The organism is Rhizobium sp. BK491, from assembly GCF_014194925.1.
Taxonomy (GTDB): domain Bacteria; phylum Pseudomonadota; class Alphaproteobacteria; order Rhizobiales; family Rhizobiaceae; genus Rhizobium.
The window spans coordinates 571,140-584,313 of the sequence record NZ_JACIAR010000001.1 but is presented as its reverse complement, the minus strand read 5'-3'; the positions used below and the strand labels follow the sequence as shown (position 1 = coordinate 584,313).

The 13,174-nt window shown below is 59.1% G+C and carries 15 protein-coding genes; 11 read left to right on the top strand and 4 right to left on the bottom strand.

Annotated features, from left to right (window positions below):
* Positions 1 to 100 precede the first annotated feature (100 nt).
* The 8 genes from FHX05_RS02940 (at position 101) to FHX05_RS02905 (ending at position 7,171) form a co-directional block, all read left to right on the top strand.
* Positions 101 to 529: a L,D-transpeptidase gene (locus tag FHX05_RS02940; protein ID WP_183870615.1), complete on the top strand. Its 429-nt coding sequence runs from the start codon at positions 101 to 103 to the stop codon at positions 527 to 529.
* Positions 530 to 751: 222 nt separating this feature from the next.
* Positions 752 to 1,030, top strand: a complete 279-nt coding sequence (locus tag FHX05_RS02935; protein WP_041677496.1) for an acyl carrier protein — start codon at positions 752 to 754, stop codon at positions 1,028 to 1,030.
* A 124-nt stretch (positions 1,031 to 1,154) separates the two neighbouring features.
* Positions 1,155 to 1,628, top strand: coding sequence for a 3-hydroxyacyl-ACP dehydratase FabZ family protein (locus FHX05_RS02930; protein ID WP_015340190.1), 474 nt, complete (start codon positions 1,155 to 1,157; stop codon positions 1,626 to 1,628).
* Positions 1,629 to 1,671: 43 nt separating this feature from the next.
* Complete coding sequence (locus tag FHX05_RS02925; protein ID WP_183870614.1) at positions 1,672 to 2,877, top strand: beta-ketoacyl-ACP synthase; 1,206 nt, start codon at positions 1,672 to 1,674, stop codon at positions 2,875 to 2,877.
* A gap of 10 nt (positions 2,878 to 2,887) precedes the next feature.
* The gene (locus tag FHX05_RS02920) at positions 2,888 to 4,168 is read left to right on the top strand and encodes a beta-ketoacyl-ACP synthase (protein ID WP_112334629.1); all 1,281 of its coding nucleotides are present in this window, start codon (positions 2,888 to 2,890) and stop codon (positions 4,166 to 4,168) included.
* 54 nt (positions 4,169 to 4,222) lie between these two features.
* The gene (locus tag FHX05_RS02915) at positions 4,223 to 5,251 is read left to right on the top strand and encodes a zinc-binding dehydrogenase (RefSeq protein WP_015340187.1); all 1,029 of its coding nucleotides are present in this window, start codon (positions 4,223 to 4,225) and stop codon (positions 5,249 to 5,251) included.
* A 5-nt stretch (positions 5,252 to 5,256) separates the two neighbouring features.
* Positions 5,257 to 6,189: a lipid A biosynthesis lauroyl acyltransferase gene (locus FHX05_RS02910; RefSeq protein ID WP_112334631.1), complete on the top strand. Its 933-nt coding sequence runs from the start codon at positions 5,257 to 5,259 to the stop codon at positions 6,187 to 6,189.
* Between the two features lie 259 nt (positions 6,190 to 6,448).
* Entirely contained in the window at positions 6,449 to 7,171 is a 723-nt protein-coding gene (locus tag FHX05_RS02905; RefSeq protein ID WP_112411847.1) for a PAS domain-containing protein, read from the top strand.
* A 188-nt stretch (positions 7,172 to 7,359) separates the two neighbouring features.
* On the opposite strand, the gene FHX05_RS02900 is transcribed toward FHX05_RS02905, so the two are convergent.
* Together FHX05_RS02900 and znuA are read right to left on the bottom strand one after the other, a co-directional pair.
* Positions 7,360 to 8,565 (bottom strand): GTP-binding protein, encoded by a 1,206-nt coding sequence (locus tag FHX05_RS02900; protein WP_183870613.1) that lies wholly within the window; start codon positions 8,563 to 8,565, stop codon positions 7,360 to 7,362.
* Between the two features lie 82 nt (positions 8,566 to 8,647).
* On the bottom strand, positions 8,648 to 9,622 hold the full coding sequence (znuA, locus tag FHX05_RS02895) for a zinc ABC transporter substrate-binding protein ZnuA (protein ID WP_112605528.1): 975 nt from the start codon (positions 9,620 to 9,622) through the stop codon (positions 8,648 to 8,650).
* A gap of 100 nt (positions 9,623 to 9,722) precedes the next feature.
* On the opposite strand from znuA, the gene FHX05_RS02890 reads away from it, so the two are divergent.
* The 3 genes from FHX05_RS02890 to FHX05_RS02880 are packed head-to-tail and all read left to right on the top strand — an operon-like array spanning position 9,723 to position 11,822.
* Complete coding sequence (locus tag FHX05_RS02890) at positions 9,723 to 10,607, top strand: metal ABC transporter ATP-binding protein (protein WP_183870612.1); 885 nt, start codon at positions 9,723 to 9,725, stop codon at positions 10,605 to 10,607.
* Positions 10,600 to 11,427 carry a zinc ABC transporter permease subunit ZnuB gene (gene znuB / locus FHX05_RS02885; protein WP_183870611.1) on the top strand — a complete coding sequence of 276 codons (828 nt, stop codon included), beginning with the start codon at positions 10,600 to 10,602 and terminating at the stop codon, positions 11,425 to 11,427. The genes FHX05_RS02890 and znuB overlap by 8 nt, the downstream gene beginning before the upstream one ends.
* Positions 11,424 to 11,822, top strand: a complete 399-nt coding sequence (locus FHX05_RS02880) for a Fur family transcriptional regulator (RefSeq protein ID WP_112334637.1) — start codon at positions 11,424 to 11,426, stop codon at positions 11,820 to 11,822. The genes znuB and FHX05_RS02880 overlap by 4 nt, the downstream gene beginning before the upstream one ends.
* 50 nt (positions 11,823 to 11,872) lie before the next feature.
* On the opposite strand, the gene FHX05_RS02875 is transcribed toward FHX05_RS02880, so the two are convergent.
* Positions 11,873 to 12,403 (bottom strand): gamma carbonic anhydrase family protein, encoded by a 531-nt coding sequence (locus FHX05_RS02875; RefSeq protein ID WP_112411850.1) that lies wholly within the window; start codon positions 12,401 to 12,403, stop codon positions 11,873 to 11,875.
* A gap of 16 nt (positions 12,404 to 12,419) precedes the next feature.
* The gene (locus FHX05_RS02870) at positions 12,420 to 13,115 is read right to left on the bottom strand and encodes a fumarylacetoacetate hydrolase family protein (protein ID WP_112334639.1); all 696 of its coding nucleotides are present in this window, start codon (positions 13,113 to 13,115) and stop codon (positions 12,420 to 12,422) included.
* Between the last annotated feature and the right edge of the window lie 59 nt (positions 13,116 to 13,174).

The window sequence follows — 13,174 nt, the reverse complement described above, 5'->3', positions numbered from 1 at the left end:
ATCGCTCACTATATGTATTAATTTGGTATAATTGGCATAGCGATAGACTCTCCCATCGTCTGAATTGCTTCGAGAGGAAGCAAACGGTCGGAGGGGAAAGATGAAGCGTATCGCGTTAGCAGTAACGGCATGTCTATTTATGCAATTCAGTACTGTTTCGGCTCGTGCCGGAACTGTTGTCGCGGTGGTCGATCTTCGATCGCAAACAATGACCGTTTCCGAGGATGGAGCTCTGAAGTATCGCTGGCGAGTGTCGACGGCCCGCAAAGGTTATGTGACGCCGATCGGTTCCTACACGGCCAAATGGCTGTCCAGGGATCATCGCTCGAAGAAATATGACGATGCTCCGATGCCCTACGCCGTATTTTTTAACGGCGGCTATGCCATTCACGGCACCTATGAGGTGCGGCGGCTCGGCCGGCCGGCATCGCATGGCTGCGTTCGGCTCGATACCCGCAATGCTGCCACCTTCTTTGCCATGGCGGCTGACGCGGGGCTTCACAATACACGCATCGTGATCAGCGAATGATCTCTGGCGAATAGACACGCTCTGCCGTTGCGGTTCGGCCGCAATGCTGCCATATCCCGCGTCCACGTCGCGCGCGATTTCACAGGTATGGCGCGACGGTCATTTTGCTGTTTGCGCAACAGTGGCTTGCCAAATTGCCGGGGTTTCTGGTGGAAGCCATTGGCTTTTGGAATGGATTTCCCTATGAGGGGGATTGAATTATTATTTCAAGAGGTATGGGCAGTGACTGCTACATTTGACAAAGTTGCCGACATTATCGCTGAAACCAGCGAAATCGACCGTGACACCATCACCCCGGATAGCCACACGATCGACGACCTCGGCATCGACAGCCTGGACTTCCTGGATATCGTTTTTGCGATCGACAAGGAATTCGGCATCAAGATCCCGCTCGAGAAGTGGACGCAGGAAGTCAACGAAGGCAAGGTCTCGACCGAAGAGTACTTCGTGCTGAAGAATCTCTGCGCCAAGATCGATGAGCTGCGCGCCGCCAAGGGCTGAGCGACATCCTTGCATTTTTTTTGACGCCCAGCCGCCCATGAATATGGCGGCCGGGCGGTTTTATTCTTAAATAGCGTATCCCGCCCGGCACGTTCCTTGTTGCCGAGTTGGATCGGAGGCGTTGATGCTGCTGGAATATTTCCAGATGATCGACAGGGTCGAATCTGTCGATCTGTCCAAGGGCCGATTGAAGGCTCATTCCGTCGTTCCGGCCAAAAGCCCTGTTTTCGAAGGCCATTTCCCGGGCATGCCGCTGGTTCCCGGCGTTCTCCTTATCGAAACGATGGCGCAGGCTTCGGGCATGCTCGTGCTTGCGGCGACAAAATTTGCCTATATGCCATTCCTGATGTCGGTCGATGGCGCCAAGATGCGGACCTTCGTGGAGCCCGAAGCCGAGCTAGATATCGAAGCCGATCTGGAGCACGAGGGCTCGGGCTTTGCTGTCACCAAGGCGCGCATTACCATCGGTGGAAAGAAGGTCTGCGATGCGCAGTTGAAGCTGCGGACCATGCCGTTTAATGAGGTGCCGCTCGGCGATATCGTGCGCAAGCGGGCAGGCGAGGTCGGACTTCTCGACGCCATCGCCGCCAACGGTTGATGCCGCCGGCTTGTTCGGCGCCGCATTCGAAGAGGATTGATGAATGAGCAAGGCTCAGAATGATGTGGTCATAACGGGTATCGGCATCGTTACCTGCCAGGGCGTTGGCAAGGACGCGCATGTTGCCCTGCTGAAGGCGGACAAAGCGCCGGCGACCATCGTCGAAACCGAGAAGTTCAAGCCCTATCCCGTGCATCCCCTGCCTGAGATCGATTGGTCGCAGCAGATTCCAAAGCGTGGCGATCAGCGGCAGATGGAAAACTGGCAGCGCATCGGCGTCTTCACCGCCGGTCTGGCGCTCGACGATGCTGGTTTCAAGGATGATCTGGAAGCCTGCGGCACCATGGACATGATCGTCGCGGCCGGGGGTGGCGAGCGCGATACTAATGTCGATACGCTGATCGTCAACGAAGGCTTGAAGCGCAACGACCGCGAATTATTGCTGAATGAGAAGCTGACAACCGAATTGCGGCCGACGCTATTCCTTGCGCAGCTTTCCAACCTGCTCGCCGGCAATATCTCGATCGTGCACAAGGTCACGGGGTCGTCGCGCACCTTCATGGGTGAAGAGGCCTCCGGTATTTCGGCCGTCGAGACCGCGTTCCACCGCATCAAGTCCGGTGAATCGAGCCATGCTCTCGTTGGCGGCGCATTTTCCGCCGAACGCCTCGACATGATCCTGCTGATCGAGTCCATCAATGCGCATGCTATCGGTGATTGGCATCCTGTCTGGTCGCGCAAGCCGGAAGATGGCGGTGGCATGATCATGGGCTCGCTGAGCGCCTTCCTCGTTCTTGAATCGCGTGCGCACGCCGAAGCTCGCGGCGCGCATATCTATGCGACGATCGATGCGGTCGAGGGCGATCGCGGCCGGCGTGACGAAGGCAAGCTCGAAGCACGGCTGGAGCGCATGCTCGCACCCGCAAAGCAGGCGCCTGGCGATGCGACGGTCGTCTTCTCCGGTACGACAGCAATTCCCGATCTCGCCAAGCGCGAAAAAGCCGTGATCGAAGCACAGCTTCCGAAGGCGGCCATCCGTGGCTATTCCGGCGTTTCCGGGCATGGGCTGGAAGGCCAGTTTCCGCTCGGGCTCGCCTTTGCGGCACTGGCCGTCGCCAATAAAGCCAAGGTACCGCCCTTCGATGCCGCGAATGAAAAGCCGATGGCCACGGGCGCACGCAATGCCGTGGTAACAACCGTCGGCCATGCGCGCGGTGAAGGTATCGCCGTACTGTCAGCCGAAGCGTGAGGAACAGGACATGACCGCTTACAAGGATCATCTCGGACGTCCGATCGTCGCCGTCACCGGCATGGGGATCATCACGTCGTTGGGGCAGGGGCTACAGGATAACTGGAATGCTCTTTCTTCGGGCACGTCGGGCATTCACGGCATCACGCGCTTCCCGACGGACGGGCTTTCGACGCGGATTGCCGGCACGGTGGATTTCATCGATATCCCCGTTCCGAACGCTGTCGAGCGCTCCTATGCTTTTGCCCGTGAAACGACTATCGAAGCTTTGGCCCAGGCGGGGATTTCCGGCGATTTCGACGCGCCGCTCTTCCTGGCTGCGCCGCCGATCGAACCCGAATGGAGCGCCCGCTTCGAGCTGGCCGACCGTTCTCCTCCGGCAGATCACGAGGGCGATGCATATGAGCGCTTCCTTGCCGCCATGCGCCAGCGCCCCGATCCCGCCTTCCATGAAGCCGCTCTTTTCGGCGCCATTTCCGAGCGCCTTGCCGACCGTTTTGGCACGCGCGGCCTGCCGGTAACCTTGTCGACGGCGTGCGCGTCGGGCGTGACGGCCATTCAGCTGGGCATTGAGTCGATCCGTCAGGGTCGCACCACGCGGGCACTGACGGTTGCGACCGACGGCTCGCTGAGCGCGGAGGCGTTGATCCGCTTCTCGCTGCTCTCGGCGCTGTCGACGCAGAACGATCCGCCGACGAAGGCGTCCAAGCCGTTCAGCAAGGATCGTGACGGCTTCGTCATTGCCGAAGGAGCGGCGACGCTGGTGCTGGAATCGCTGGAGGCGGCTGTTGCACGCGGCGCCAAGATCCTCGGCATTATGAAGGGCGCCGGCGACAAGGCGGACTCCTTCCATCGCACCCGCTCTTCGCCTGACGGCGGTCCGGCGATCGCGACGATCCGCGCAGCACTTGCCGATGCGGGCATGGCCGAGACCGATATCGGCTACATCAATGCTCACGGCACCTCGACGCCGGAAAACGACAAGATGGAATATGGATCTATGTCCGCCGTCTTCGGCGAACGGCTTCCGACCATTCCCGTTTCGTCGAACAAATCGATGATCGGCCATACTCTGACGGCCGCCGGCGCTGTGGAGGCCGTGTTCTCGCTGCAGACGATGCTGACCGGCACGTTGCCGCCGACCATCAACTACAACAATCCGGACCCGTCGATCATCCTCGACGTGGTGCCGAACAAGAAGCGTGAAAAGCAGGTGAATGCTGTCCTTTCGAACTCTTTCGGGTTCGGCGGTCAGAACGCCAGCCTTGTCATGGCGCTTGAACCGGCTTAAGCGGACATCTGAAAAACAGGATACAACTGCGCCCGAGGGGCGAGGGACTTTGCCATGCGTGCTTTGCAACTGATCGACGACCGCAAACTTGAGATCACCGATCTGCCGGAGCCGGAGGCGCCGGGCGCGGGTGAGGTGACCCTGCGCGTCAAGGCCGTCGCCCTCAATCACATTGATGTGTGGGGCTGGCGCGGTATGGCTTTTGCCAAGCGCAAGATGCCGTTGGTCATCGGTGCGGAGGCTGCCGGCGTGGTCGAGGCGATCGGACCTGGCGTCGCCAATGTGCTGCCGGGTCAGCTCGTGTCGATCTACGGCGCGCGTACCTGCGGCCTTTGCCGCCACTGCCGCGAAGGACGCGACAATCTGTGCGAACATGTCGGCGGCGTGCACGGTTTCCATCTCGATGGCTTCGCGCAGGAGAAGGTCAATTTGCCGGCTCGCCTGCTTGTTCCGGCACCTCCCGGCGTCGATGCGGTCGGAGCAGCGCTTGCTCCGGTGACTTTCGGCACCGTTGAGCACATGCTGTTTGACAATGCCAAGCTCGAACCCGGCGAAACGATCCTCGTTCATGCCGGCGGCTCGGGTATCGGTACGGCTGCCATTCAGCTTGCCAAGAAGATCGGCTGCACGGTCATCACGACGGTCGGCTCCGACGACAAAATCGAGAAAGCCAAGGCCTTGGGCGCCGATCACGTCATCAACTACCGCACCGACCGCTTCGAGGGCGTCGTGCGCAAGCTGACGAAGAAGAAGGGCGTCGACGTGGTTTTCGAGCATGTCGGCAAGGATACCTGGGCTGGCTCCATGCTCTGCATGAAGCGCGGCGGTCGTCTCGTCACCTGCGGTTCGACATCGGGCGTTTCGACCGAAATGAACCTGATGATGCTGTTCCAGCAGCAGCTGAAGCTTCTCGGATCTTTCGGCTGCCGCATGGAGAACATGGCCAACGCGATGCAGAAGATGGCGCGGGGCCTCGTTCACCCAGTGATCGATACCGAAGTGAGCTTCAATGACATCGACCGAGCGCTGGAGCGGATGGAATCGCGCCAGATCTTCGGCAAGATCATCCTGAAGATGGACTGAGCCGCGTGAAGCTTTTCATCACCCGGATTGTCCTTGCGCTCAGAAATTTCCAGCAGTGGCTGGTGGCGCAGGTCATCTTCGGCTTCCTGAATTTCCTGAAACTGTTTCCGGCGGATGCGGGTATCAACTTTGCCGATCGCCTGACCCGCAAGATCGGTCCGCGTATGCGCCGGCATCAGCTGATGCTGACCAATCTGCGCAATGCCTTTCCGGAAAAGACCGAGGCGGAGATTGAAGAGATCGCACGTGCGAGCTGGGGCAATATGGGGCGCCTGGCGGCGGAATATGTCTTTCTCGACCGGCTTTTCGACTTCGATCCCTTTAGCGACAAGCCTGGCCGCATCGAAGTTTCCGGCATTCCGATCTTTCTCGATCTCCGGGACAATCCGCGCCCGTTCATCGTCTTTACCGGGCATACCGGCAATTTCGAGCTGTTGCCGGTCGCTGGCGCTGCCTTTGGTCTGAAGGTGACTGTGCTCTTTCGCCCGCCGAACAATCCCTATGTCGCTCAGAAGGTTTTCGACTTTCGTGCCAAGCGTATGGGCAATCTCGTGCCATCACACGCTGGCTCGTCGTTCGCGCTTGCCAGAGAGCTTGAGGCCGGTCGTGGCGTCGGTGTGCTGGTCGACCAGAAATTCCGTAAAGGTTTGAAGACGTTGTTCTTCGGTCGCGACGTGAAGACCAACCCGCTGCTGCCGAAGCTCGTGCGCCAGTTCAATTGCGAAGTCTATCCGGCCCGTTGCATCCGCCTGCCTGACAATCGCTACCGGCTGGAGATCGAGCCGAAGCTTGAGATGCCGCGCAATGAAGCCGGCGCACTCGATTTGACCGCAACGGCACAGCTGCTGAACGACAAGGTAGAGAGCTGGGTGAGGGAAAATCCCGAGCAATGGCTGTGGTATCATGATCGCTGGAATATCAAGAAGAGCGTCTTCTAGGTTCGTTTCCCCCTGGGTTGGCCGCAGCTCCTAGTGCATGCCCGCATCCAGTCATTGTGCTTATAAGCCTTGTTTTTCATAAAGTTCTCCTTTGGCGAGAACTTCTGCTCATCCCGATTGAAAGTGGGGATAAGTCATGTTAATTCACAATATAGAAAGTTTGGTGAGAATGCGGACACCAAGCTGAATATCCTTGGGCATGGCAGCGCCGGGAATCGAGGCCCTGCGTCCTGTTGTGGTCAGGGACAGGAGGGCAATTTTGCTGGCACTCTTTCATGCCTTCTCCATGAAATGTAGTCAGATTCAGCGTGCGATAAAACTTGGCGACGACGAGCTTGTGGCATCGCTCGATCGTGAATTGGAGCCCCTTATCGCAGCTATCCTGGCCTATAAGGCCGTGAGTCTGCTTGAAATTTACATGCAGCTCCAGTTCATGAACAATCTCATCCGCGAAGAAGCGGATGATCGCTCACGGGTCCTGCGCAATTCTGCGTCGCTTTCGGCACTGATCGATCGTTATTTCGGCGGTGCGAGCGAAGCGGCGGGCGAAGTTTTCCGGGTCTTTTCGAGCGAGAAAATCGACCGGGACGATACGCTCGGCTTCGAGGAAGGCAGCGTTCTGAATGATGTCATTCTGGACAGCCTGCCCAATCGTGTCGCGGTCGTCACACGAGATTATCGCTATCTTTACAGCAACGCCGCCAATTCGGAATTTCTGAAATCGAAGTCGATGGAGCTTGTGGGGCGTCACATCTCGGAATTCATCGGTTCGGAAGATTTCGAAATCAGTCTGAAGGCGAAGCTCGATGCCTGCTTTGCCGGGGAAAAGGTGGAGTGTCTTTATCCCTCCTATCGGCAGATCGAACCCGGCAAGGTGTTTCGCTGCACCATCACCCCGTTGCGTGCCAAGGAAGAAGTGATCGGCGCATTGCTGGTCATGCATGAGATCATCGCCGTTCCCGCGGGCATGTTGGTGGCCTGAACCTGCCGTTCAGGCACCAAACAGCAATTTTCCAATGACGTCCGTGATCAGGCGATGCTCCTCTTCGCCTGGTTTTATGCTGGCCTGATCCGTTTCGCTCGTACCGGAGCTCGATCTATCATCGGTCTGCTCGTCATCGGAGCTGCATTCGAAACAATGGCATTGGAATCTGATTGGTTTCGTCTTCTTCATGCTGCGGTCATGTTCCAGCTGGCAAAGGGATCGGGCAGGTTCCGCCAGCGTTCGGGCGTGAAGCCGTCCGCCTCAATCAGGCAGGCGTTCAGTTCGGCCGTGAGATGCTTTTCGTTCATCGGATCGGCACCGATGAACACCAGCTCTTGGCGGCGATCCCCCCATATCGGATCGAGATAAGGCGCCAGGGCACGCTTGAAGCTCGGATCATGCGGCCACTGGTCTTGCGGCACGGCTGCCCACCAGAGGCCCATCTTGCTCGTCCGGACGAGCGCGCCGGCCTGGCTCAGCTCGCCGACATAATAGGGCCTGGTCGCGAGCCAGAAGAAGCCCTTCGCGCGAATGACACCCGGCCATGACCGATTGAGAAAGGCCTGGAATTTAAGAGGATCGAACGGTTTCTTCGCGCGATAGACGAAGGAACGGATGCCATATTCCTCCGTTTCCGGAACGTGATCTTTGAAGCCGTGCAGCTCCTTGTACCACAGCGGATGGGTTTCGGCGCGATCGATGTCGAAGCGTCCGGTACCTAGAACCTCCGATGGTTCCACCACACCGAAGTCGGCTTCGATCAGACGTGCATCGGGGTTGAGGCCGACGATGATCTTGCGGGCGGCGTCGCGTTGCTCTGCCGTCGCCGCGCCGACCTTGTTGAGAACGACGACATCGGCAAATTCGATCTGCTCGACCAGGAGGTCGACGATGGTCCGGTTGTCGCCGTCGCCGGCGGTCTCGCCACGATCGGCAAGAAAATCCGTCGATCCATAGTTGGCGAGAAGATTGGCAGCATCGACGACCGTCACCATCGTATCGAGCCGGGCAACGTCGGAAAGACTGCTGCCATCCTCGTCGCGGAACTCGAAGGTGGTGGCAACGGGCAGGGGCTCGGCGATGCCTGTGGATTCGATCAGCAGATAATCGAAGCGATCCTGCTCTGCGAGCTGGCGGACTTCCTTCAGCAGATCGTCGCGCAGCGTGCAACAGATGCAGCCATTGGTCATTTCGACGAGTTGCTCTTCCGTCCGGGATAGATTTGCGCCGCCATCGCGCACCAGTGCCGCATCGATATTGACCTCGCTCATGTCGTTGACGATCACGGCGACGCGCAGGCCCTCGCGATTGTTGAGGATATGGTTGAGCAGCGTCGTCTTGCCGGCGCCGAGAAAACCGGAGAGTACGGTGACTGGGAGCTTCTTGTTCATGACAACTTCCTTTGTAATGTAATATCATTACATATGTTGTGGTGAAAAAAGCGAGCAGCATGCCCGCTTCCTTCGGCGATGTTCAGCCTTGCGCTGAAAGACAGGCTTTGAGGGAGCTCGCGATGCCGCGCATCAGGTCGAAATAGAGATCCGGCCCCTGCGGCAGCGTTGCAGCTTCCGGATCGAGGGTTCCCGATTTTGCGGAGGTGCCTTCGAGCACCACGTTGACCAGCTTCGGTTCGAATTGCGGCTCGGCGAAGACGCAGGTCGCGCCGAGGTCGGCGACCTTGCTGTGGATCTCGGCGACGCGCTGCGCCCCCGGAATGGTTTCCGGGCTGACCGTGATGGAACCTGACACGCGCACGCCATAACGGTGCTCGAAATACTGGTAGGCATCGTGAAAGACGATGAAGGGCTTGTCCTTCACCGGGGCGAGGGTCGAGGCGATTTCCGTATCGAGAGCGTCGAGCTTGTCGTTCAGAGCTTTCTGGTTCGCTTGATAGGTCAGGGCGTTGACGGGGTCCGCCGCGACCAGGGAAGTGGTGATCTCGGAGACCATCGCCTTGGCATTATGCGGATCGAGCCAGAGGTGAGTATCGAACTCGCCATGATCATGGTCGTGTCCATGGGCGTGATCGTCGCTGGCTTCGTGTTCATCGCCATCGTCATGCGGTTCGAAGGCGCCGCCTTCGCGGAACTTGAGTTTGGTAATGCCGGGCGCATCGTCAAGCTCGACGATGGTGGCATTGGAACCGAGTGCGGCAAGCGGTTTTTGCAGGAAGGCTTCCATGCCAGGCCCAACCCAGAAGACCACTTTCGCCTCCTGAAGGCTGCGCGCATTCGAGGGCTTCAGCGCGTAGGTATGCGGCGAAGCAGCACCATCGACGATCAGATTCGGGGTGCCCACGCCTTGCATGACGGCGGCGACTAACGAGTGGATCGGCTTGATGGAAACGACGACTTTCGGCGCATCGGCTGCGGTTGCGGTCGTACCGACGAGCAGGCCGGAAAGGAAAAGTGAGGCCGCCACGGGAAGAAGAGTTTTTGCTGCGTTCATGCCAGAAATGCCCTTGAATGGGTCTGTTATGTTATTACATCAATTGCGTTATGCTATAACGTGTGCGATAGCATGGCGCAATAGTGCAATTGGAAATTTCATGCTTTCCTCCATCGACAGCAAGAGCCGTCCGCTCGTGTCGCTCCATGATGTCGGCGTCCGACGCGGCGGCCGCTGGCTGGTGCGTGGGGTCGATTTCTCCGTGAGCCGGGGCGAGATCGTTACCCTGATCGGCCCTAACGGTTCCGGCAAGTCGACCAGCGCCAAGACGGCAATCGGCGTCTTGAAGCCGGACGAAGGGCGCGTGGAGCGTATTGCCAATCTGAAGGTCGGCTATGTCCCGCAGAAGCTTGCGATCGATTGGACCTTGCCGCTCAGCGTGCAGCGGTTGATGACGCTGACGGGACCTTTGCCGGAGCGTGAGCTGATCGCGGCGCTGGAAGCCGTCGGCATCGCGCATCTTGCCAAGGCCGAGGTGCAGCATCTTTCCGGCGGCGAATTCCAGCGGGCGCTATTGGCGCGCGCCATCGCCCGCAAGCCCGATCTACTTGTGCTGGACGAGCCCGTGCAAGGCGTGGATTTCAACGGCGAGATCGCGCTTTACGATCTCATCAAGTCCATCCGCAATTCACAGGGCTGCGGTATCCTGCTGATTTCACATGATTTGCATGTCGTCATGGCGGCCACGGATACCGTGGTTTGCCTGAACGGCCATGTCTGCTGCCGCGGCACGCCGCAGACCGTCAGCCAGAGCCCGGAATATGTAAAACTGTTCGGTACGCGGGCGGCACAATCCCTGGCGATCTACAGCCATCATCACGACCACACGCATCTGCCTGATGGCCGCGTACAACATGCTGACGGCTCGATAACAGATCATTGCCATGCCGACGACGGCCACCACCCTCATGAACATGACGATCATGGTCACCATCATGGCCATGATCACAATCATGACCACAGCAAGGGAGAACGCCATGTTTGACGATTTCTTCCTGCGCGCCGTCGTGGCCGGCGTCGGGCTGGCGCTGACGACCGGGCCGCTCGGCTGTTTCATCATCTGGCGACGCATGGCCTATTTCGGCGATACGATCTCACATTCGGCGCTGCTCGGCGTGGCGCTCTCGCTACTGTTTCAGCTTAATGTGACACTGTCAGTTTTTGCCGTTGCTGCACTTGTCTCGATTCTGCTCCTGTTCCTGCAGCGGCGGCAGGCGCTGTCGGCTGACGCGCTGCTCGGCATCCTCTCGCATGCGACGCTGGCGATCGGCCTGGTCATCGTCGCCTTCATGAGCTGGGTGAGGATCGATCTCATTGCTTTCCTCTTCGGCGACATTCTGGCTGTCACCCAGTCGGACATTGCGGTGATATGGGGCGGCGGCATCTTCGTCCTGGCGGCAATCGCTTGGCTCTGGCGGCCGCTTTTGGCTTCGACCGTCAATCCCGAACTTGCCGAGGCGGAAGGGTTGCGGCCGGAGCGCGCAAGGCTGTTCTTCATGCTGCTGATGGCCGTGGTGATCGCGATTGCCATGAAAATCGTCGGTATCCTGCTTATCACCGCGCTTCTGATCATCCCCGCGGCCACCGCACGCCGCTTTGCCGCCACGCCGGAAACGATGGCGATCTTTGCTTCGCTGCTCGGCGCTATCGCCGTTGTCGGCGGGCTATTCGGGTCGCTGCGCTACGACACACCGTCCGGCCCGTCGATCGTGGTTGCGGCGCTCGTTCTATTTATCATCAGTCTGCTGCCCCTTGTTCGCAGGAGCGGCACGCCAGCGGCGCAACAGAGAGGACAGTCATCATGACCACTCCGATGCTCACCAAGAACCAGTCTCTCGTTTTCGATATCCTGACCAAGGCGGAAGCGCCGCTCAGCGCCTATACCATTCTCGACAAGCTGCGCGATCAGGGCTTTCGCGCGCCGCTGCAGGTCTATCGCGCGCTGGACAAGCTGCTGGAATACGGCGTGGTGCATCGGCTCGAAAGCATCAATTCCTTCGTCGCCTGCGCCCATCCGCATGAGGATTGCCATAGCCATGGCCTCGTCGCCTTCGCCATCTGCGAAAGCTGCGGCCAAGTGATCGAGTTTCACGATCACGAGGTGGATCATCGGCTGATGGACTGGCTGAAATCGCAGAAGTTCAAGGCGGAAAAGTCGACCATCGAAATTCGCGGTCATTGCGCCAATTGCGCGGCTTGATCTGCGAATCGCCGTTTATTTCATACTCGGCAAATAGTTATTAGAAATTTCTAATCCAATCTTTTAAGATCGCGTGCGAAGCGCTGCCAGTTGGCGACATAGTTGCGGGCGGAGCGGCGCAGGCCTTCGATCGCGGCTTCATCCAGCGTGCGGATCGCTCTTGCCGGTGCGCCGACGATCAGCGAGCCATCCGGAAATTCCTTGCCTTCCGTGACAAGCGCATTGGCGCCGACGAGGCAATTGTTGCCGATCTTCGCGCCGTTCAGGATCGTTGCGCCCATGCCGATCAAGGAGTTGTTGCCGATGGTGCAGCCGTGAATGATGGCATGATGGCCGATGGTGCAGCCTTCGCCGATGGTGGTCGGGTAGGCCGGATCGGTATGGACCATCGTGCCTTCCTGGATATTCGTGTCCTTGCCAACGACGATCGGCTCGTTGTCGCCACGTAGCACTGCGCCGAACCAGATGCCGACATCTTCGCCGATTTCGACCTTGCCGATGACGCTGGCATCGGGCGCGATCCAGTAACGGCCCGGCTCGGGTGTTTTCGGCGTCGAGCCGGCAAGGGCGTAGAGCGGCATGGTCGATCCTCCTCGGTCAGACGACGTTCAGTACCAGGTTTGCGACGCCATCGACGGCGCAGCTGATCCGGTCGCCCCGCGCAACAGGACCGACGCCGGCGGGTGTGCCGGTCATGATGATATCGCCCGGCGCGAGCGTGAAGAGCTTGGAAAGCTCGGCGATGATCTCAGGCACCTTCCAGATCATCTGGGAGAGATCGCCTCTTTGTGCGGCCTCGCCATTGCGCATCAGCCAGATGCCGCCCTTGTCTGGATGGCCGACGTGGGTGGCGGGTATGAGCGCGGAGATGGGTGCCGAATGATCGAAGGCCTTGCCGATTTCCCAGGGGCGGCCGAGCTTCTTGGCCTCGCCCTGCAGGTCACGACGGGTAAAATCAATGCCGACGCCATAGCCATAGACGCAGTCGAGTGCCTGCTCTACCGGGATGTTCGTGCCGCCGCTACGCAACGCTACGACAAGCTCCACTTCGTGGTGCACGTCCGACGACAGGGCGGGATAGGGAAAGTCGCGGGAGACCAGCAGATTGTCGGGGTTTTTCTGGAAAAAGAATGGCGGTTCGCGGGTAGGGTCATGACCCATCTCGATGGCGTGGTCGGCATAGTTGCGGCCGACGCAATAGACACGACGTACAGGGAAAAACTCGGTCTCACCTTCGATCGGCAGAAGGACAGGGGCGGGCGGCGGAATGACTGTCGTCAATGGGGCGTTCATATGGGCTTTCGAAACTCTTGTTCTTTCTCGAGAAGGCCTGTTGCCCTCCGACTCCGTCC